This window comes from Pseudomonas sp. FW305-7, from assembly GCF_058786735.1.
On the sequence record NZ_JBYSZA010000004.1, the window covers coordinates 300,190 to 321,663 of the forward strand.

The 21,474-nt window shown below is 59.9% G+C and carries 19 protein-coding genes; 12 read left to right on the forward strand and 7 right to left on the reverse strand.

What is annotated here, in order from left to right; translation table 11 throughout:
* Positions 1-36 precede the first annotated feature (36 nt).
* The 4 genes from AC3WMT_RS08330 (at position 37) to AC3WMT_RS08345 (ending at position 4,594) form a co-directional block, all read left to right on the forward strand.
* Positions 37-900, forward strand: coding sequence for a hypothetical protein (locus tag AC3WMT_RS08330; protein ID WP_103303328.1), 864 nt, complete (start codon positions 37-39; stop codon positions 898-900).
* A gap of 84 nt (positions 901-984) precedes the next feature.
* A complete protein-coding gene (locus AC3WMT_RS08335) occupies positions 985-2,013 on the forward strand; it encodes an endonuclease/exonuclease/phosphatase family protein (RefSeq protein ID WP_103303327.1) in 1,029 nt (342 codons plus the stop codon).
* A gap of 16 nt (positions 2,014-2,029) precedes the next feature.
* Positions 2,030-4,039, forward strand: a complete 2,010-nt coding sequence (locus tag AC3WMT_RS08340; RefSeq protein ID WP_103303326.1) for a type VI secretion system Vgr family protein — start codon at positions 2,030-2,032, stop codon at positions 4,037-4,039.
* 12 nt (positions 4,040-4,051) lie between these two features.
* Positions 4,052-4,594, forward strand: a complete 543-nt coding sequence (locus AC3WMT_RS08345) for a toxin-antitoxin system YwqK family antitoxin (protein WP_103303325.1) — start codon at positions 4,052-4,054, stop codon at positions 4,592-4,594.
* A 208-nt stretch (positions 4,595-4,802) separates the two neighbouring features.
* On the opposite strand, the gene AC3WMT_RS08350 is transcribed toward AC3WMT_RS08345, so the two are convergent.
* Positions 4,803-5,198, reverse strand: a complete 396-nt coding sequence (locus AC3WMT_RS08350) for a DUF4280 domain-containing protein (protein WP_103303324.1) — start codon at positions 5,196-5,198, stop codon at positions 4,803-4,805.
* Positions 5,199-5,388: 190 nt separating this feature from the next.
* On the opposite strand from AC3WMT_RS08350, the gene AC3WMT_RS08355 reads away from it, so the two are divergent.
* From AC3WMT_RS08355 to AC3WMT_RS08365, 3 genes are all read left to right on the forward strand, one after another.
* Entirely contained in the window at positions 5,389-6,456 is a 1,068-nt protein-coding gene (locus AC3WMT_RS08355; RefSeq protein WP_103303323.1) for a phosphotransferase family protein, read from the forward strand.
* A 22-nt stretch (positions 6,457-6,478) separates the two neighbouring features.
* Positions 6,479-7,246 (forward strand): SDR family oxidoreductase, encoded by a 768-nt coding sequence (locus tag AC3WMT_RS08360; RefSeq protein WP_041480848.1) that lies wholly within the window; start codon positions 6,479-6,481, stop codon positions 7,244-7,246.
* A gap of 132 nt (positions 7,247-7,378) precedes the next feature.
* A complete protein-coding gene (locus tag AC3WMT_RS08365) occupies positions 7,379-8,485 on the forward strand; it encodes a Gfo/Idh/MocA family protein (protein WP_103303322.1) in 1,107 nt (368 codons plus the stop codon).
* Between the two features lie 3 nt (positions 8,486-8,488).
* Here AC3WMT_RS08365 and AC3WMT_RS08370 read toward each other — a convergent pair whose 3' ends face one another.
* The 6 genes from AC3WMT_RS08370 to AC3WMT_RS08395 form a co-directional block, all read right to left on the reverse strand.
* Positions 8,489-9,085, reverse strand: a complete 597-nt coding sequence (locus AC3WMT_RS08370) for a trimeric intracellular cation channel family protein (RefSeq protein ID WP_256583511.1) — start codon at positions 9,083-9,085, stop codon at positions 8,489-8,491.
* Positions 9,086-10,231: 1,146 nt separating this feature from the next.
* On the reverse strand, positions 10,232-10,489 hold the full coding sequence (locus AC3WMT_RS08375; protein ID WP_103303320.1) for a DUF1652 domain-containing protein: 258 nt from the start codon (positions 10,487-10,489) through the stop codon (positions 10,232-10,234).
* Between the two features lie 136 nt (positions 10,490-10,625).
* Positions 10,626-12,122 carry a helix-turn-helix transcriptional regulator gene (locus AC3WMT_RS08380; protein WP_103303319.1) on the reverse strand — a complete coding sequence of 499 codons (1,497 nt, stop codon included), beginning with the start codon at positions 12,120-12,122 and terminating at the stop codon, positions 10,626-10,628.
* 234 nt (positions 12,123-12,356) lie between these two features.
* Positions 12,357-13,241, reverse strand: a complete 885-nt coding sequence (locus AC3WMT_RS08385; RefSeq protein ID WP_103303318.1) for a LysR substrate-binding domain-containing protein — start codon at positions 13,239-13,241, stop codon at positions 12,357-12,359.
* Positions 13,242-13,247: 6 nt separating this feature from the next.
* Positions 13,248-15,461, reverse strand: coding sequence for a xanthine dehydrogenase family protein molybdopterin-binding subunit (locus tag AC3WMT_RS08390; protein ID WP_103303317.1), 2,214 nt, complete (start codon positions 15,459-15,461; stop codon positions 13,248-13,250).
* A complete protein-coding gene (locus AC3WMT_RS08395; RefSeq protein ID WP_103303316.1) occupies positions 15,461-15,925 on the reverse strand; it encodes a (2Fe-2S)-binding protein in 465 nt (154 codons plus the stop codon). Before AC3WMT_RS08395 ends, AC3WMT_RS08390 begins: the two co-directional genes overlap by 1 nt.
* Before the next feature lie 118 nt (positions 15,926-16,043).
* On the opposite strand from AC3WMT_RS08395, the gene AC3WMT_RS08400 reads away from it, so the two are divergent.
* The 5 genes from AC3WMT_RS08400 to AC3WMT_RS08420 all read left to right on the forward strand — a co-directional run bounded on the left by AC3WMT_RS08400 (position 16,044) and on the right by AC3WMT_RS08420 (position 21,439).
* Entirely contained in the window at positions 16,044-16,934 is an 891-nt protein-coding gene (locus tag AC3WMT_RS08400; RefSeq protein ID WP_103303315.1) for a LysR substrate-binding domain-containing protein, read from the forward strand.
* A gap of 330 nt (positions 16,935-17,264) precedes the next feature.
* Entirely contained in the window at positions 17,265-18,194 is a 930-nt protein-coding gene (locus AC3WMT_RS08405; RefSeq protein WP_103303314.1) for an amidohydrolase family protein, read from the forward strand.
* Between the two features lie 4 nt (positions 18,195-18,198).
* A complete protein-coding gene (locus AC3WMT_RS08410; protein ID WP_103303313.1) occupies positions 18,199-19,104 on the forward strand; it encodes an amidohydrolase family protein in 906 nt (301 codons plus the stop codon).
* A gap of 323 nt (positions 19,105-19,427) precedes the next feature.
* A complete protein-coding gene (locus AC3WMT_RS08415; protein ID WP_103303312.1) occupies positions 19,428-20,813 on the forward strand; it encodes a UbiD family decarboxylase in 1,386 nt (461 codons plus the stop codon).
* Between the two features lie 11 nt (positions 20,814-20,824).
* On the forward strand, positions 20,825-21,439 hold the full coding sequence (locus AC3WMT_RS08420) for a UbiX family flavin prenyltransferase (RefSeq protein ID WP_177431383.1): 615 nt from the start codon (positions 20,825-20,827) through the stop codon (positions 21,437-21,439).
* Positions 21,440-21,474 lie beyond the last annotated feature (35 nt).

Consider the following 21,474-nt stretch of genomic DNA (forward strand, 5'->3'; position numbering starts at 1 on the left):
CCTCCAGTTCTGTGCAAATAAAATCAAGGATGAACTATGTTAAATACGCACACCGACACTAAAGAAACAGAACTGGCAAATGCGCTCAATCATCTGAATGCCTTGCTGTCGACAAATTTCAACATCCCCAACATTCACAGCCTGTTGAAAAGCAAAGCCATTTTACTGACCCAAGACACCGACGATGTTTCACCCAACGCAACTACTTGCCTCAACGGGCAAGTCAGTGTCCCTAGAGGAATAGAAATCAGCGTCCCCGAAGGTAATGGAATAATGATTAAGGCGAAAGGAGCTGTCAGCACCCGTCCTTGGTATGTTTTTCATTATGCAAATGGCGAGTCCACCAATGGCACCCTTGGAACGGGTTCCTGCCTGGTCCCCTATGATGCGCCGATAGGTACAGTCGTAATATCAGGAGGTTTTTGCGGTTGTGTCGCGCGCGTAGACAAGGCTAATAATGGCTTGCTGTTTACGCATGACAATAACGGTAAATGCCTCGTTGCCCCCTTACCGGGCACAACCAGAATTGCCAGCATCGATTTTAACTCATACTGCGAAAAAGGTAACAGCCACCAAAGAAACGCATTTGAAGAGGTCGTCGTCGCAGAGGTGCACATCTCGATGCCGTCAGTTGTGGCTGCTACTATTCTTTTCTTGAAAATAAACAACTCCCAGTTCTTCGCTTTCTGTTCTTCTTATTTGTTCGGCTTCTCATCCAGACCTACTTCTAGCTTTGGTTTTCTGGCACGGTTGATAACAACCCCTCAGCCGGTGCCCAATTTACACCGCTATTACTTTCCAGACCCTGAAAACTCCAAGTTTATCAGTTTGATCGATAACGCCGCTGCCAACCTGCAGGAAGTGGCCAACCCACTGCCCATTACAAATGAGACACCATAAATGAGCCAATTGGAATTCAGAATCGCAGCAGGCCGGCATACACAACCTGTGCGTCGAGTTGACAAAACGAAGTGAGAAATCAAAATGCCGCTCACGATAATGACTTGGAACGCGCAACACTTCGACGAACAGAATTCGACGCTATCCGAGGCTTACAGAGAAAAACTTGCCTTTCTGGTTTATTACCTTGAGCAAAGAAAGCCCGATATCTTCGCCTTGTTCGAAACAGGTAAATCGGGCGCAGCCAACACCCAATTAGTGAGGGACCTGACTGCACATTACAGTCCAGTAAGCATCCTTCAGCCCGAGAGCGCAAAAAACAAAATCACGACATTGGGTTCAATCGTTTTTGTAAAGAACGCGATTGCCAGTGAATTTACCGACATTTCAGAACATGTTCCACTGGATGACAAAGAGCAACGTGGAGCATTACTTATTCACCATAAAACTACCGATTTATGTTATGGCTTCTATCATGCAAACGCGTCCTGCGTGGCACTGGGAAATATCGTCAACGCAATAAATTACATTCAGGGCATGAGGGTCAAACTGGTTTTTTTTGGTGGCGATTTGAACGTACCCACTGATGGCAAGCCTGACGCAATAATGAAAATGCAGAAACTCACGCCAACAGGTGCGGGGTATACACATGTCAGCATCCTGAGTGATGACGTGAGTTCCTCCAGCAGAGAATTAAGAGACATGCAGGAGTTTGGCCACTTCCTTAATCTCACGCCAAAAAAATATTTTGAAGAAGAATACAAATGGAACCATGCCATCGATGCAAAACCTCGGCATCCAACAGCACAGTTAAGCTTGTTGGACTATGCCTATGTACATGAACTGGAGAAATGGAGCGCCGTTTGCGAAGGCAGTGCTAACACCGTTGTATCGGGAGAGTCAGTCAGGCACCGCACAACCGTCATCCAGAAAATCTGCCTGGGCATGTCCGTAAGAAGTGATCATTTCCCGGTATTTTTTACCTATGGTGTTGTGCCGTCTTCTCCCTCGACATCCTCGGGTTCCCCTCCATTACTGGCTCCGGTATCGACTGGTGCCTCGGTATCACCGTCGCTCGGCCCCGCCCCCGTTGACGGCAGTTCAATGTTTTAGCCATTGAGACCACCCCATGCCACGTTCCACCGACAGCAACACCAGTCTCTCCCTCACCGCGACTTCGCTGTCAGCGTTATTCCCTGAGTCACTGTCCGGCGATGAAGCACTGAACATGCTGGGCACGCAAATTCTTAACAATCTCAACGACGGTGCAACTCTCACCCTGAGCAGCGCCATCGCCACTCACGTCACCACTACCCTGCACAACGACGCGCAGTTGCGCCCGTTCGACGCGCTGGTCGCCGAGATCCGCCAGCTCCCGGCCGACTCAACTGCCGAACGCTATCAGCTTGTGCTTAGACCCTGGCTCTGGTGGCTGACCCTCGCCAGCAACAACCGCGTATTCCAGAACCTCGCCACCTCGGACATCGTCACGACGATCTTCAAGGCCCACGGCTTCACCGATTTCAAACTCTCGCTGACCGGCAGCTACACCCCGCGTGAATACTGTGTGCAGTATGGCGAAAGCGATTTCGCCTTCGTCTCGCGACTGCTGGAAGAGGAAGGAATCTTTTGGTTCTTCACCCACGAGGACGGCAAACACACGCTAGTGCTCGGCGACAGCAACGACGCTTTCGTGCCGATCCCCAACGGGCCGAAAGTCAGTTATCTGGGGCAAGGATTGGGCGAACGTGAACTGCACGGAATCCGCTCCGGACAAGTCTGTTTGCAGGCAGTCGCCGGGGTATATCGGGCGACGGATTACGAATTCACTACGCCGACCACATCGCTGTATGGCCAGGCCGAAGCGGTGGCCGGGCCGCGTTCGATCTATGAGCATCCCGGCGGTTACAACGCCAAGGCACGCGGCGATACGTTGACCAAGCGACGCGTCGACGGTTTGCGCAGTGAGGAAAAACGCTTTGTCGGCGAGAGTGACTGTCGCTGGTTGATTCCCGGGCATTGGTTCACCCTCGCCGGCCATGACGATGCGAGCCTGAACATCGATTGGGTGGTGACGCGGGTGACCCATGACGCCAGCCACGAAAGCTATCGCAACCGCTTCGAAGCAATCCCCAAAGCCACTCCGTTCCGCCCGCCACGCACCACCCCCAAACCGCGCATGCACCCGCAAACCGCGATTGTGGTGGGCAAGTCCGGTGAGGAAATCTGGACCGACGAATACGGGCGGATCAAGTTGCAGTTCCCGTGGGATCGCGACGGCAAGAACGATGAAACCAGTTCCTGCTGGGTGCGCGTGGTGCTGCCGTGGAGTGGCAAGGGGTTCGGCATGCAGTTCATTCCGCGCATCGGTCAGGAAGTCATCGTGACGTTTATCGACGGAGATCCAGATCGGCCGCTGGTGACCGGTTGCGTCTATAACGGTGACAACGCCCTGCCCTATGCGCTGCCGGCCAATCAGACGCAGTCGGGGATCAAGACCCAGTCGTCAAAGGGTGGCGGTGGTTTCAACGAGTTGCGTTTCGAGGACAAGAAGGACGCTGAAGAGGTGTTCTTGCAGGCGCAGAAAGACCTGAAGATCAACGTGCTCAACGACACGACCGCCACGGTCGGCCATGACGAAACCCTCACCGTGCAAAATGCCCGCACTCGCACGGTCAAGGATGGCGACGAGACCGTGACCCTGGAGAAAGGCAAACGCAGCGTCACCATCCAGACCGGCAGCGACAGCCTCGATGTGAAGGACAGCCGCACGGTGAAGGTTGGCGCCGATCAGAACCACAGCACCGGCGGCAATTACACCGACAAGGTCACCGGCGATTACAGCCTGACGGTGGACGGCAACCTGACGATCAAGGTCAGCGGCACCCTCACCCTGCAAAGCGGCGGCAGTTTCACGATCAAGAGCGGCGCCGATCTGGCGACCTCGGCCAGCACTTCGATCACCCACAAGGCCGGAACTGCCTTGACCAATCAGGCCGGGACTTCACTGGACAACAAGGCTGGCACCACGCTGACCAACGACGCCGGTATCAGCCTGACCAACAAGGGCGCGGCCTCGCAGACCGTCGATGGCGGCGGCATGCTGACCATCAAGGGCGGCCTCGTGCAGGTCAACTGACAAGGAGCAGGCATGGCAATCACACCGCTGGATTTGCAGCAAGATGACAAACAGATGAAGGGCCGTTTGCAGGATGGTCAACTCGACGGTGCCTTGCAGATCAAGGATGACGGGCGCAAACAGGCCGATCTGAATTACAGCCAGGGGGAGTTGCAGGGCATGTCGCTGCTCTATCACCCCAACGGCAAAGTCTCGGCGCAGATGCCGTTTGTGCGCGACAAGATGCAAGGCGTCGCGAGTTTTTTTGCTCCTGAAGGTTTTTTGCAGCGCAAGGCAACGTACCGGCGCGGGTTGTTGCATGGCGAGGCGTTCAATTACTTCGCGGATGGGCAAGTGGCGGAGGCGGAGTTTTATCGCGATGGCGTGCGTGAGGGGCGCTATCAGCGCTTTCATCCGAACGGGAAAACGGCGGTGGAGGCGCGCTATGTGAATGGCCAGTTGCTGGAGCCAGAGCAAGGTTTTGCCGAGGATGGGCGGCCGTTGGGCGCGGATGGCAAACCGATTTCGCGGGTGCGTTGGTGGTTCCGCCGGTGGGCGGATCCGCAGCAGGCTTGAAAAAAGCCCCTCACCCTAGCCCTCTCCCGGAGGGAGAGGGAACCGATCCGGGAATATTGACGAATTACACCGACGTGAAAGATTTGCTGTGAATCCATAATCGACTCGGTCGATCAGGTCGATGTAGAACGTAAGACACTTCGTTCGGCTCCCTCTCCCCCGGGAGAGGGCTGGGGTGAGGGGGCTGATGTCGTGCCAAATACATGGCTCAGGGAATGAGCATCTGCATCTGCCCCGGCACCACAATCTTGATCACCCCCGCCCAGTTACACATCAACGTGCTGTTGGCGTCGATCGCCGGCATCCCGCCAAGCAGCAGCGTCGGCGCGCCGCCGGGAATCCACGGCGTGGCCGTCGCCGGAATGCACGGCATCGGCGTCAACACGCCCAGCGCTGCCGCAGTGGCTGCGGCGACCATCGGGTTGGCCATGCTCATGCACACGCCGAACGGCAGGATATTAACCAGCGGAATGTGATCCATGATGTTCGCCGCCGGCATCCCGCCGGTCAGCGTGCGGTTGACCGGCAGCACGTTGAGCATCGCCGGGGCGGCGCCGAAGCTGCATTGCAATGTGGCGGTGGCACAAACTTGCGGACAGCCCATTTCACGACTCCTGCGTGGACACGGCATACCCGCTAAACCTTAGTCGCCCACGGCCCGCCGCGCACATTCCCAAAGGTGATTATCGTGCAACACGCTAACCTATAAGACCGACCCGCGCTTGTGGCTGCCCGAGCGCGCCATTAGATTAGCCAATGATGTCTGGCCTCCAAAATAAGCAGAAGGGATAAGCATGGCGCTTACTGACCAGTCCACCCGTATCCGCTCTGGCGAAGAACTCGATGCCAGCCTGATCGATCCGTACCTCAAAGCGCACATTCCGGGCCTGAGCGGCTTACCTGTGATCAGCCAGTTTCCCGGCGGTGCGTCGAACCTGACTTACCTGCTGGAATACCCGGAGCAGGAATTCGTCCTGCGCCGCCCGCCGTTCGGCCACAAAGCCAAATCCGCCCACGACATGGGCCGCGAATTCCGCATTCTCAATCAACTGCGCGATGGCTTTCCGTATTGCCCGAAAGCCTACTTGCATTGCACCGACGAATCGGTGATCGGCGCCGAGTTCTATGTGATGGAGCGGGTCAACGGCATCATCCTGCGCTCGGAACTGCCGCCGGAATTGGGCCTGGATTCGGCAAAAACCGAAGCGCTGTGCAAAAGCTTCATCGACCGTTTCGTCGAACTGCACCGGGTCGACTACAAGGCCTGTGGCCTCGGTGATCTGGGCAAGCCTGAAGGCTACGTCGCCCGCCAGATCAAAGGCTGGAGCGAGCGCTACGAAAAAGCCCTGACCCCGGATGCGCCGCACTGGGAAGCGGTCAAGGCGTGGCTCAACGACAAGATGCCGGCCGACCACCCGACCTCCAGCATCGTCCACAACGACTACCGCTTCGACAACGTCATCCTCGACCCGCACAACCCGATGCAGATCATCGGCGTGCTCGACTGGGAACTGACCACCCTCGGCGATCCGCTGATGGACCTGGGCAACACCCTCGCCTACTGGATCGAGGCCGGCGACCCGGCGCCCGTGCAACTGATGCGCCGCCAGCCGAGCCACGCGCCGGGCATGCTGACCCGCCGCGAGTTCGTCGATTACTACGCCGAGCGCTCCGGCATCCAGATCGACAATTTCGACTTCTACTACACCTACGGCCTGTTCCGTCTGGCCGGCATCGTGCAGCAGATCTACTACCGCTTCTATCACGGCCAGACCCAGGATAAACGCTTCGCGCAGTTCATTCACATGAACAAACTGCTGGAGCAGATGAGCTTGCAGGTCATTGCAAAATCGAGCCTCTGACGGCCCACACCAAGGAACCCCCATGTCCAAGACTCAGTTGTTCGACCTCGACGGCAAGATCGCTTTCGTCTCCGGCGCCAGCCGTGGCATCGGTGAAGCCATCGCCAAACTGCTGGCCCAGCAAGGTGCCCATGTGATTGTTTCGAGCCGCAAACTCGAAGGCTGCCAGCACGTCGCCGATGCAATCATCGCCGCTGGCGGCAAGGCCACCGCCGTAGCCTGCCACATCGGCGAAATGGAACAGATCAGCCAGGTGTTCGCCGGGATCAAGGAACAGTTCGGCCGCCTCGACATTCTGGTCAACAACGCCGCGACCAACCCGCAGTTCTGCAATGTGCTCGACACTGACCTCGGCGCGTTCCAGAAGACTGTCGATGTGAACATTCGCGGCTACTTCTTCATGTCCGTGGAAGCCGGCAAGCTGATGCGCGAGAACGGCGGTGGCAGCATCATCAACGTCGCGTCGATCAACGGTATTTCGCCGGGGATCTTCCAGGGCATCTACTCGGTGACCAAGGCTGCGGTGATCAACATGACCAAAGTCTTCGCCAAGGAATGCGCGCAGTTCGGCATCCGCTGCAACGCCCTGCTGCCGGGCCTGACCGACACCAAATTCGCTTCGGCGCTGGTGAAAAACGATGCAATTCTCAAGCAGGCACTGACGCAGATCCCGCTCAAGCGCGTGGCCGATCCGAGCGAAATGGCCGGAGCGGTGTTGTATCTGGCCAGTGACGCGTCGAGCTACACCACTGGCGTTGCGCTGAATGTGGACGGCGGCTTCCTGTCCTGATCGCATCCAACCCATGTAGGAGCAGCCTCGGCAGCGCCTACACGGGTTGAATATTTATTCTAGAATTTGCATATAGAGAATTTTTATTCCATAAATAGCCTTCCTGAAAATAAAAATCCAAGGAATACGGCTATGCGCGAACTCGGTATCGGTCTCATCGGCACAGGTTTCATGGGCCGTGCCCATGCATTGGCGTTTCGCAATGTCAATGCAGTGTTCGAACTGCCGTTCAAACTCTCCCTCGCCGCCCTCGCCGACGCCGTTCCACAGCGCGCCCGCCACTGTGCCGATGCCTGGGGCTTTGCCGCCCATCACAGCGACTGGCAACAATTGATCGATGACCCCAAGGTCAATCTGGTCGCCATCACCACCCCCAATCACCTGCACTACCCGATGGCCATGGCCGCCTTGGCTGCCGGCAAAGCGGTGTACTGCGAAAAACCCCTCGCGGTGAACCTCGAACAAGCCAGCGCCATGCGTCAGGCGGCCAGAGACGCCGGAGTGGTCACGCGTGTCGGCTACAACTATCAACACAACCCGATGATCACGCTGGCGCATGACTTGATTCGCGACGGCGAACTCGGCGAGATCATCAGCTTTCAGGGTGAGTTCAGTGAAGACTTCATGGCCGATCCCGACTCGCCGTGGTCATGGCGCTGCGACCCGGCGCATGCCGGCGGTGCATTGGCGGACCTCGGCAGTCACTTGCTATCAATGGCGCGCTATCTGGTCGGCGAAGTCACAGCGGTTTGCGCCGACACTCACACCGTCCACACCCAACGCCGCGCCGGCACCACGCAAAAACCGATCAACGTCGACGATCAAGTCCACGCGCTGCTGCGTTTCGCCAATGGCGCCCGAGGTACGTTCAGCAGCAGTTGGCTCAAACACGGCTACAAAAATCACCTGAGCTTTGAAATCAGCGGCACGCGCGGCACCCTGACTTTCGATCAAGAGCGTTTGAACGAACTGCGCCTGTTCCGCGCCGGACAGGACGGCTTCCAGCGCCTGCTCGCCGGCCCCGACCTGCCGGGTTATGCCGCGTTCAGTCCTGCCCCGGGTCATCAATTGGGCTACAACGAACTGAAGACGCTAGAGGTGCATGACGTGCTGATGGCGTTGGCCGGCAGCCACCAGGGCGGCACCGATTTCGAACAGGCCTGGGCCGTCGAGCGTCTGGCCACGGCGATTCGCCTCGCCGCGCGCGAGCAGCGTTGGGTGCGCATCGAGGAAGTCTGACACTCAGGCGTCAATGACCTTCGGCAACTGCCAGCCGAAATGCACGGACAACAGGCGCAGCAGCAAACACGCTGCGCCTGCCAGCAACGCCGCTGCGACCGGCGGCACACCGCAGCGCCGCGAGATGATCAACACCGCCGCACCGGTAAACGCCGAACTGGCATACAAATCCGCCTGCAACACCACCGGTATCCGCGCCAGCACAATGTCGCGAAACACCCCACCGCCGACGCCGGTAATCGTACCCATCAGCATGGCTACAAACGGCGTAATGCCGAAATTCAACGCCTTCTGCGCCCCCGCCACGGCAAACAGCGCCAGCCCCGCCGCATCGAGCACGATCAGCGTGGACCCGGACCAGCCCAGCACCTGTTCATGGAACACGAATGCCAGTCCACCCATGAAAAATGCCAACGCCGGATAACGCCAATCGGCCACCGCGTTCGGCGGCGTGGCGCCAATCAGCAAATCACGCGTCACCCCACCACCGAGCGCGACGATAAACGCAATCACCATCACCCCGAGCAAGTCGAGCTGACTGCGCATCGCCGCAATGGCCCCTTCCACAGCAAACACCGCCGTGCCGAGCAGATCGGCCACCAGCACAATCCGCTCAACCCGAGACCTGCGCCCCGCCGGCGTTATTGAGTGACGCAACGGGTAGTCGTGGTGTGACGAGTGACTTGTTCGTCGACGTACATGTCACCCGACACCTCAGTGTTTTCGATGACCTGGCAAGTACGTTCCGGCGGTGGAGGCGGCGTTACAGGGGGCGGAGGCGGAGGACTGGCACAACCGGCCAACAGCGCCACGGAAAAAGCCAACGACAATGGCGAACACACGCGTTTCCCAAGATTGTTCATAGGATGACCCGCGAAAATGAGAGACAAACTCCCGCGACCGAACCGACCACGGAAGACCTGACCACTCATTCTTTATAGCCGACAGCCCCGCAAGCGCCAGTAAACCGGCCACATCAAGAAGCCAGGGCTGTCGATTTTGCGCCGGATTTGAAGGAAAAATGATTCACGCCAGCTTCGCCATACCGACCGCCATCGCTGGCAAGCCAGCTCCTACCGGGGATGGAGTACAACCGACAAAAACAGATTGGCTCTCAGGCAGCCTTCGGGAGCAACCCCCTCCCACAATTTGAACCAAGTTCACCAGCCAGAGATTGGTCGGCTGTCAGACCGCCATCGCTGGCAAGCCAGCTCCCACAAGGGTTGAGTACAACCGGCAGAAACAGGTCGGCTCTCAGGCAGCCTTCGCGAGCAAGCCCCCTCCCACAGTTTGAAACCCGATTCACCCACCAGAAACAGGTCGGCCTAAAGGCCGCCATCGCTGGCAAGCCAGCTCCCACAAAGAAATGAATACACCCAAAACGCGGCGCATGCCGCCCCACTCAACACAATGAGCGTTAGCTCGAGTACCGCTCTTGATCTAAAGCGCCCGTCGGAAGGCTGAGTGGAGGGGTTCATCCGGGGAGGACATCGAGAGGAGGTGCAGCGAAGCAAACCGGAGGCGATGCCCCGGATGAACCCCGGAGCGAAGGAACCCGAGCCACAGCGAGGGCCGTACGTCAGGGTAAAGCCTTTTTGGTTACTTTTTCGGCGTCTGGAAAAAGTGACCCGCCGTAAGGGCGGAACCCTAAGCAGCCGTTACCGCAGCATCGGATATGCACTCATCAGCAAAACCATCGACGCCCACCCCGCCGTTATCGCTGGCAAGCCAGCTCCCACAGGGGACCTAAGCCAAGTCAATATCACTGAACGAACGCAAAGAATTACTCTGCAACTCATACCGCAACTCATCAATCAACGCGTCCACCGACTCCGGCGTACGCAACGCATCCAGCTTCAACCCACTGATCACCAGATCCACCTGCCCGGACACCGCGTGATAAAGCTTCACCGTCAGCGAATGATCCCCATCTACCGAACACTCGCAAGCCAACGGCGAAAAACTGTGCTCAAGCCGGGCGCGCAACTGCGCAAGATTCATCATTGAGGCCGTTCCTTTAACTACTCGAAGGGACACGATCCCAAGCCATAAAAGGCTCGTATCGCACCCCAACAGACTAAGAACAGCCCCCGCCCGCCGACACCCGAATTTGCACCGGCTGAACTAGTGCATTTGCACCCTAACGCTGACCCTTGGCCCGCCACTCACCAGAAAACAACCCACGCTCCCGCGCCCAGACAATCGCCTCGCTGCGGCTATGCACATCCAGCTTCGAATACACCGTCGCCACATGATTACGCACGGTATTCGGCGCCAGTTTCAACCGCGCCGCAATCTCCTTGTCCGCCAGCCCTTCGCAGATCAGCCCAAGTACATCGCGTTCACGCGCCGTCAGATCAGTGAACGACACACTCGGCAGCTGCGGCGAATTGACCTTCTTCACATTGGCCAGTTTTTCGATCAGCGTACGACTGAACCACGAGGCGTCCTTCATCACCTCTTCGATCGCCGCCACCAGCTCAAGCTCGGTACGCTTGCGCTCGGTGATGTCCATCAACACCAGCAGATAACAAGACATGTCCTGAATATTGACCGTGTCGGCGGACACCGCGCACTCCAGCAGATCCGTATCTTTCTTGCGCAGCCGCACATCGACCCGGTCGATCCGTCCGTTCTTCGCCAGGGCCGTCAGCAACCGGGTGCGGGCGCCCTCGTCGTCGATAAAGTCCAGTTGCGTCACGGTTTTGCCGACCACGTCATCGCTGGCATAGGCCAGGGTATCGAGGAATGCCTGATTGACATCAATCACCTGCTGCTCGTCAGCGCTGCAAATCAGGATCGGTACCGGCGTCAGACGGAAGGCCTTGGCGAAGCGCTCTTCGCTCTGGCGCAGCGCCACTTCAGCCCTGCGCCGCAGCTCCATGTCGACGAAGGAAAACAGCATGCACTGCTCATCGTTGAGCAGCAGCGGCTGCCCGGCGACGATCACCTGCTTGGTACTGCCATCAGACAAGCGCAGCTCGGCCTGCATCTGCGGAATGGTCGCGACATCTTTCAGGCGTTGAATGGCCAGATCCTTGTGCTCAGCCTGTTCGAGGATGTCGATTTCATAGGCCGAGGTGCCGATGACCTGGTCGCGGGTATAGCCGGTCATCTCGAGAAACCCCGGATTGACCTTGATGTAACGCAAATCGCTGAGCCGGCAGATCACCGCCGGCGCCGGGTTGGCGTTGAAGGTTTTCTCGAAGCGCTGCTCGGCGTTGGCCCAGTCGGTGACGTCGCTCATGATCAGCACCAGCGACTCCGGCTGGCCTTCACGGTCAGTCAGCACCATGCTGCGCACGCTGTGCACCCAGACACGCTCCGGGTCATCCGCAGCGAACAGCTCGATCAGCACGTCGCTGAAAACTTCACAGCGCGCCACGCGACTGATCGGGTAATTCTCGGCGGGCACCATGTGGTTGTTGCGATAGCGCAGGCTGAAACGCTTGGCATACTCCTCGGCGTTCGCGCCCAGCTCGCCGATCCGGCTGACACCGTGCATGGCCAGCGCGGCTTCGTTGGCCCAGAGAATGCTTTGATCCAGCTCGAGCAGGATCACTCCGTCGGACAGCCCGGCAATGATTTGCTGCAACTGGCGACGATTGGTTTCGCGGGTCAGGACTTCCTGGCTCATTGGATCTCCACAAGTGATACGCACATGTGAAGGTTACGACCGCAGCTGCCGCTGATCGTGCGAAGTGACTGAAATGGTGCGCCAGTAGCATGGATGCTGACTTTATCGGCCTCATCGCGGGCAAGCCCGCTCCCACAGGGATTTTGGTGTGACACCAATCTTCAGAACACCACGGAACCTGTGGGAGCGGGCTTGCCCGCGATGAGGCCGGCACCTCCAAAAGAAGTATGACTGTCACTCCGCCCGCTTCAGCTCACGCAACGTGTCGAGGAAGAGTTTGAGGACTGGGGAAGCATCGTCCGCGCGATAAGTGGCATACAGCGGCACTTCCGGCAGCGCCGGGGTCAGCGACTTGAACACCAGCCCCGCCGGCGCCAATTGCTCGATGGAGGCCGGCAACAGCGCCACGCCAAACCCGGCGCGTACCAGACTGAGCAAGGTCTGCACCTCGATCACCTGCTGACGGATTTGCGGAGTGAACCCGGCCTGAATGCAGCACTGATATAGAAAATTGGCAAACCGCGACTGCTTCAACTCCAGCGCCACGAACGGCTCCTGCGCCAGATCCGCCGGGGCCAGCACCGCGCGACAGGCCAACGGATGATCCGCCGGCATCACCACATGGATCGGCTCGTAGATCAGCAATTCATTGCGCAACTGCGGATCGTCATAGCCGACGCGGAACACGCAGGCATCAATGCGTTTTTCCTTCAACGCCTTGACCTGCGCCGCCGGGGTCATTTCGTGCAGGCGCCAGTTGACCTGCGGATAGCGCTGGCGAAACAGGTGCAGAGCCTTGGGCAGCACGCCGACCATCACCGAGCTGATCATGCCGATTTCCAGCTCACCGAGCTGCCCGCGCCCGGTCTGCCGGGTCAGGTCCAGCGCCCGCTCTAGCTGCTCGAAGACCAGCGGCGCCTGCTCCTTGAGCATCTGCCCCGCCGCTGTCAGCTCGACCCGATGATGACTGCGTTCGAACAGCGGCGTGCCAAGTTCCTCTTCGAGCAAACGGATCTGCTGACTCAACGGCGGCTGGCAGATGTGCAGGCGTTCGGCGGCGCGGCCGAAGTGCAGCTCATCGGCCAGCGCCATGAAGTAACGCAACAAGCGCAGGTCCATGGCGGCTTACCCCAGACTCAGCGGGGTCGAGCGCTGCCGCACGCCGGTCAGCGCAAACAACGCGTTGGCAATGGCCGGCGCCACCGAAGGGCTGCCCAGTTCGCCGACACCGCCGGGTTTGCTCGGCTCACCGTCCAATACGACGATGTCGGTGGCGGGCATATCGGACATGCGCGTGACGCGATAGTCGTGAAAGTTGCTCTGCACCACCCGCCCCTGCTTGATGTCGAGCCGATCGAACAACGCGTGGCCGAGGCCCCACATCAGGCCGCCATAGATCTGCTCTTCGACCCCGCCCGGCGACACCGCCAACCCGCAATCGACCACGCAGGTGAGCTTTTCGACTTTCGCCTTGCCATCGACGGTCGCAACCCGCGCCACCACTGCGATAAAACTGGTGTAACCCTGATTCGTGGCGATGCCCAGCGCCGTGCCCGGCGGCAACGGCTGGCCCCATCCGGCACGCTCGGCAGCCTGCTTGAGCACCGCCACATGCCGTGGCCGTTCCTGCATGTTGGCCAGCCGGAACGCCAACGGATCGGTGCCCGCCGCATGGGCCAGTTCATCCATGAAACTTTCCACAGCAAACACGTTGGGAATAAAGCTCACCGAGCGATACCAGCCACTGGGCACGTTGCTTTCGTGCTTGACCCAGTTCAGGTCCAGGTGTGGCGGGCGATAGGCAAAGTCCCACGCGGTGATCGCTTCGGTGGTGCTGTAATCCATGCGATCCGGGCGTTCGAAATAACCCGGCTCCCACTGCTCCGGCGAAGCCGGCGACACGGCATGCAATTGCAGCGCGGTCAGTTTGCCCTGCGCATCCAGCGCGCCTTTGACCCGATGCAGGGTGGCCGGGTGATTGAATAACGCATGCATTTCGTCTTCGCGGCTGTTGAGCAGTTTCACCGGCACACCGGTCTGTTGCGCCAGATACGCGACTTCGAACAACCAGTACTTGGCCTCTCGCGCACCGAAACTGCCGCCGGACACCAACTCGTTGATGGTGACCCCGGCCTTGTCGATGCCGCACACGGTTTGCGCCGCTTCCAGTGCTGACGACGGCACCTGCACGCCGCCCCAGTAAGTGATCGCCTGATCCTTGACCTGCGCGGTGATACAGATCGGCTCCAGCGGGTTTTGCACCTTGTAAGGCATGGTGTAATCGGCTTCGATCAGCTTTGCAGCACTCGGCCATTGCCCGGAGACATCGCCGTGGGTCATGGCTTTGACGGTTTGTATTTTCGGATCGCCGATGGCTTTGGCTTGAGCGCTGGCCAACTGTTCGCTGTCGAACCCGGCCAGCGCTGAATCGCTCCACTGAATCGCCAGCACGTTGCGCCCCTGTTGCGCGGCCCAGAACGTGTCCGCCAGCACCGCGACGCCTTCCAGATTGCCGCCAAGCACATCCGGCCGCCCCGGTATCGCGATCACCTTGCGCACACCCGGCACCTGCAACGCTGCCGCCGAATCCACGCTGATCACCTTCGCACCAACCACCGGCGCACGCTGAATCACCGCCACCAGCATCCCCGGCAATTGCACGTCAATGCTGTACTTGAAACGCCCACAGACCTTGGCTGCTGCATCGCGCTTGTGACGCAGCTTGCCGATGTACTTGAAGTGCGCCGGATCCTTCAACGTGACCTGCTCCGGCGCCGGCAAATGCGCCGCCACGCCGACCAGTTCGCCGTAGCCGAGGCTGCGTCTGCTCGATGGATGGACGACTCGGCCTTCTTCGGTGGTGCAGCTGTCAGGGCTGACTTTCCACTGCTGGGCAGCCGCCGTGATCAACAGCGCTCGCGCCGTGGCCCCAGCCATGCGCAAACGGTCGTATTCCAGCGAGACGCTGGTGCTGCCGCCGGTGGAGAAGACTTTCCAGATCGGGTGAATGTAGGTGTCGAAGAACGGATCTTCCGGGGTGATCACCTGCACGGTCATCGGGTTGACGTCCAGTTCTTCAGCCACGCAAGCGGCCAGCGCCGTTTGCGTGCCCGTGCCGGAATCGTGCTTGTGCACCACCAGTTTCACCGTGCCGTCGGGGAAGATCCGCACCCAGGCGTTGGGCTCGAATTCGCTGGCCGGCGCGGGTGCCTTCGAGTCAGTGGCGGCTGCGCCGGACGGTAAATACAGGGCAATCGCCAGCCCCGAAGCCACCGTCGCCGCCTGTTTGAGAAACACTCGGCGTGACGGTTCGATCAAAGTGTCGTCGAGCAGGCGCATCACGCCTCCTTCGGCGTATTCGCCGCGCGTTTGATCGCCTTGTTGATCCGCCCGTAAGTGCCGCAGCGGCAGATATTGCCGGACATCGCGTTGCGGATCGAATCGTCAGTCACCGCCGCCCCAGTGTTGAGCAACGCAGCCGCGGACATGATCTGACCGGATTGACAGTAGCCGCATTGCGGCACATCTTCGGCGACCCAGGCCAGTTGCAGCGGATGAGTTTCTGTCAGTGACAGGCCTTCGATGGTGGTAATGCTGTGGCCCGCGACGGCGGCCAGCGGCAATTGGCAGGAACGTACCGCGACACCGTCCAGATGCACGGTGCAGGCACCGCACAGGCCCATGCCGCAGCCGAATTTGGTGCCGGTAAGTTTCAGTTGATCACGCAGGACCCATAACAAGGGCATGGAGGGGGACGCCTCATCCAGCTCGCGTCGTTCGCCGTTAACCGTGAATGCAATCATTGTCAGGCTCCAAAAGAGCGGCCCGTCTTTGTGCGGGCCTGGTGACCGAATAGTGGGAGCCTTGGCAACACGCGGCCAGCGACGATTTCTGCCAACCGGTGTAAGCAGGACTAACAACATGTACAAGCGATACCCGTCGGTGCAGTCCATGAGTGCGTTCATTCACGCTGCGCGCAGCGGCAGTTTTTCCAGTGCCGCCCGCAAGCTCGATCTGACCCACAGCGCGATCAGCCAGCAGATCCGCGCACTGGAAGACTTCATTGGTCAGCCGCTGTTCGTGCGTGAAGGCGGCGGCAGCAATCTCACGGATGCCGGGCAGTTGTTTGCCAGCGTGTTGTCGGATGGTCTGGCGCAGATTGATCGGGCCTTGTCCTCGGTGAAAAACCGCAGCGTGGCGCAACGCCTGACGCTGGATGTCGATAGCGAACTGGCGCAGAGCTGGCTCAATCCGCGTTTGCCGCAGTTGCTCGATGGGTTGCCGGATTACGAGGTGACGCTGCTGTCGATGCCGCGCAGTGATCGCAGCACATTCGAGCGGGTCGATCTGGCGTTGCGTTATGGCTATGGCGATTGGGACGACTGCGAGATGACGCAGATTTGCGGGGATCGGGTGTTGGCAGTGGCTTCGCCTGCTTTGCTGGAACGGCATGGGTTGCAGGTGCCGTTGAGCCCGGCGCAGATCCTCCAATTGCCGTTGTTGGGGTATACGCGGCGGTCGTGGATTCCGTGGCTGGATGCGGCGGGCATGCCGCCCGTGGAGCCGCCGGCGCGGGTGGTTTTTGATAATGCGGCGAATTTGATTGCGGCTGCCGAGGCGGGTGTCGGCGCTGGACTGGTGCGGGGATTACTGGCCGCCGATGCGTTGCGCAATGGGCGGCTGGTAGCGTTGAACGAGGCGCAGATTGCGGCGCATTACAACCTGTATGCGGTGTGGCCGCATGGGCAGGCTGAGCGGGTGGCGCCGGTGGTTGAAGTGATCAAACAATTGGCCCAGCGTACACAATCCTGACGCCATCGCTGGCAAGCCAGCTCCCACAGTTGCTGTGTTGCGCCGCAGATCGGATTAACACCTCGATCATTGTGGGAGCTGGCTTGCCAGCGATGAGGTCAGCCCCATCACCGCAAAACCATATCGAACGCATATCACCACCACGCCCAATTAATATTGTACGAACCGCTCCCCCCTTTCCAATACTCGCCCCCAGCAGCCACCCACCCGGGCCGGATGCAAACAGGCGAGGGAATGCGCGTGTCCAGCGCATAGAAATGGCCGATTGCCCGGGACGTGGATGCCGAGAGCCGCAAAGCTCCCTTCCCCGCTATCAGGAGATCGACTTCAATGATCATCGATATCAGCTGCTATCCCACCGATCTGGTGGACCTCGCCTGGAGGCATGACGGTGATCCGTTCACCGGCGAGCGTCTGCTGGAGATGATGGATGGCCCGTACATGGTCAACGGCAAGCCTCGCCGCATCGACAAAGCCTTCATCCAGCCGCCGCAAGGCAACACGATTTACACCTGGACCGACGGCGAACTCTCGGGCCGCGAATCCATCGACGCCTACATGGCCTACACCCTGAAAATGGTCCAGACCTACCCGGACCGTTTCATCGGCTGCTTCGTCTACAACCCGCGCTGCGGTGTGCAGAACGGCGTCGAGGCGATCGAGCGCTACGTCAAGGAGCACGGCTTCGGTATGGTCCAGATGCAGGCCAACATGCACGCCTACCGGCCTGATCGTGCGCTCGACTGGGTGCGTCCATGCTTTGAGAAATGCGCCGAACTGGGCATCCCGGTCAAGCTGCACACCGGCGACGGGCCGTACAGCATCCCGTCGGAATGGGTGCCGATGATCAAGGAATTCCCCAACGTCAATTTCATCATGGCCCACTTCGGCGTGCAGACCGGCGGTGTCTACGTGTTCGAACCGATGCAATGGGCGATGGAGTTGCCCAACGTCTACTGCGAGTCCGGCTGGTGCCTGCAATCGCGCATCGTCGAATTCGCCAAGGTCTTGCCGACGCACAAGATCCTCTTTGGCACCGACACCCCGCCGAACGAGCCAGGCATGTGGCTGCGCCTGCTCGAAGTGCTCTGCCACGAGCCGCCACAAGGCCTGAACCTCGACGAGGACACCCTTGAAGACTATCTGGGCAACAACACCGCGCGGATGATCGGCCTCGAACCGACCCCGCCGCCGCGTTCCGTTTCCGAAGCAGAGGCGCAACTCAAGCGCCCCGTCACCACCCAACTGGCCAGGAGCTGAACCGATGATCATCGACACCCATCTGCACCCCACCAACCTGGTCGACGAGGCCTGGCGCCACACCGGCGAACCGTTCACCGGCGAGCGCATGCTCAAGCTGATGGACGGCCCGTACATGATCAACGGCAAACCGCGCCGCATCGACATGGGCTTCATCCAGCCACCGCCGGGCAACACCGGTTATCGCGACGGCAACCGCCGCGGCCGCGAGGGCGTGCGCGACTACATGTCGTACATCGCCGAACTCTGCGTGAAATACCCGGACCGCTTCATCGGCAACTTCAACTTCAACCCGCGCTGGGGACCGGAAAACGGTGCGGCGGAGCTGGAATTCCACATCAAGGAATACGGCTTCAAGATGCTCAAGCTGCACGCCAACATGCACGGCTACCGGCCGGATCGCGCACTCGACTGGCTGCGTCCGGCGATGAAGGTTTGCGCCAAATACAACATCGTCGTGCTGATCCACACCGGCGACGGCCCGTATACGATTCCAACGATGTTCTACCCGATCATCCGCGAATTCCCGATGGTCAATTTCATCATCGGCCACTTCGGTATCCAGACCGGCGGCAACTACTCGTTCGAAGCGTTCTGGATGGCCATGGACACGCCCAACGTGTACTGCGAATCGGGCTGGTGCTTCCAGTCGCGGATCGTCGAGTTTGCCAAGGAACTGCCGCGCAACAAGATCGTCTTCGGCACCGACTCACCACCGAACGAACCGGGCATGTGGCTGCGCGAACTGGAGGTGTTGTGCTCGCCGGCACCGCAGGGATTGGGGATTGATGAGGATCATCTCGAGGACTACCTGGGCAACAACATCGCCCGGTTGTGCGGGATCGAACCGACACCACCGCCGAAGGATCTGGTCGAGGCGGATATTCGCCTGACCACTACGTACCTCTAGTTAACGCAGATCCCTAGGACACGAGGTAACCCTGTGGTGAGGGGATTCATCCCCGATGGGCTGCGAAGCGGCCCCAAAACCTGCAACCGCGTTGTATCAGACAGACCACGTGTAAGGGTTTTAGGACTGCTTCGCAGCCCATCGGGGATAAATCCCCTCGCCACAAAGGCCCTCGCCACAGGGGATCTCCAGTGTTTCATGTGGGCAACACAGCGACTTTACAGGCACGAAGATGACCCGGCGCTCCCTCGACCGGCAGGCCAACGGCTGCTCGATCGAACGCCCTCTCACCCCTGCGTGCCTGCTTTTTACGAGGTGAAACCATGACCCGTTCGACGCTCGGCGATTCCCAAGACTTTCACGCTTTCATCGACGCCTATCGTCGTGAGTTTCCGGACGATGTGCTGACCATCACCCAACCGATTTCCGCCGATCAGGACGTCACCGCCCTGGTCGATGCCCTCGCCGCTCAGGGCCGCGATCCGCTGCTGATCTGCGAAAACGTCGGCGACCTGAAAGTGCCGGTGGCGACCAACCTGTTCGCCTCCCGCACTCGCATCGCCCGACTGTTCGGCGTCACCCCGGCGCAACTGCACGAAACCTTCCAGAGCCGCGCCAACCAGCCGATCCCGCCACGTTATGTGGACACCGGCCCGATCCTCGATGAAGTGTTCGAAGGCGAGGCGCTGGACCTGGCGCTGCTGCCGATGCTCAAGCATTTCGACAGTGACCGGGGGCCTTACATCACCAACGCGATCATCATTGCCGAAGACCCGCTCACCGGCATCGCCAACATGAGCTACCACCGCTCAATGCGCCATGCCCGTCAGGCCCTCGCCACCAGCCTGCACTCGCGCGGCCACCTGTGGCGGATGCTGCAGACCGCCCGCGAACGCGGCGAAGAATTGCGCGTGGCGATGGTGGTGGGTGCGCACCCACTGTTCATGCTTGCCGCTGCAGCGCGTTTGCCCTACGGCAGTGATGAACGGGCAGTGGCGGGCGGACTGTTCGGCGCGCCGCTGGAGCTGGTGAAAACTCCACGCTACGGCATCGGTGTCCCGGCTTACGCCGAGTTTGTGCTCGAAGGTGCAATTGACCCGGCGGCGTATGCCGAGGAAGGTCCGTTCGGTGAGTTCAGCGGTTACTCCTCGGATCGTTCGACCAACAACGTGCTGCGTGTCGACACTCTGCTGCGGCGCAAAGATGCGTGGCTGGTGGACGTGATGGGTGGCCGTTACGCCGAACACCTGACTCTCGCCCGTCTGCCCCGTGAAGCGGAAATGAGCGAGAAGCTCAAGGCCCGCTTCCCCGCCGTCACCGCCGTGCATTACCCGAACTCCGGCACGCATTTTCATTGCTACGTGGCGCTGGATCAGAGCCGCGACGGCGAGGCGCGGCAGATCATGCTGGCGCTGCTCGGCTGGGACCCGTACCTGAAAACCGTGATCGCGGTGGACAGCGATATCGACATCAGCGATGACAGCCAGGTGTTGTGGGCACTGGCCACGCACTTCCAGCCGCACCTTGATATTTTCACCATCGACGGTTTGCCCGGCAGCCCGCTGGATCCGTCGTCCTCGGTCAACGGCACCACCTCACGCATGGGCCTGGACGCCACACGCGGTTCGGCTTTTGACGGGATCAAGGCGCAGCTCGATCAGGATGTCCTCGAACGCGCCCGGGTGTTGCTCAGGGGTCTTGAATCGTGAACCGCCAACGGATGGTGGTCGGCATCAGCGGCGCGTCCGGCTTCATCTACGGCGTGCGCCTGCTGCAATTGCTCAATGAGCTGAACATCGAAAGCCACCTGATCATCAGCCGCGCCGCGCTGCTGACCATGGCTCACGAAACCGACTACAAACTCGCCGACGTCACCGCGCTGGCCAGCCACTACCACCGCGCCGACGACGTCGCCGCCGGGATAGCCAGCGGTTCGTTCCGCTGTCTGGGCATGGTCGTGGCGCCGTGCTCGATGCGGACGCTGGCGGAGATTGCCACGGGCACCTCATCGGGACTGATCGGCCGCGCCGCCGACGTCACCCTCAAGGAGCGCCGCACCCTGGTGTTGATGGCCCGCGAAACCCCGTTGACCCTCGCCCACCTGCGCAACATGACCGCCGTCACCGAAATGGGCGGAATCATCGCACCGCCGGTGCCGGCCTTCTACGCCCGCCCGGAAAGCCTTGCGCAGATGGTCGACCACAGCCTCGGCCGCGTGCTCGACCTGTTCGGCCTGGATGCGGGCGTCGCCACACGCTGGAGAGAAAACCCCGGCCCCTGTGGGAGCTGGCTTGCCAGCGATAGCAATAGGTCAGTCGGCATCACTGGTGAATGACACACCGCCATCGCTGGCAAGCCAGCTCCCACAGA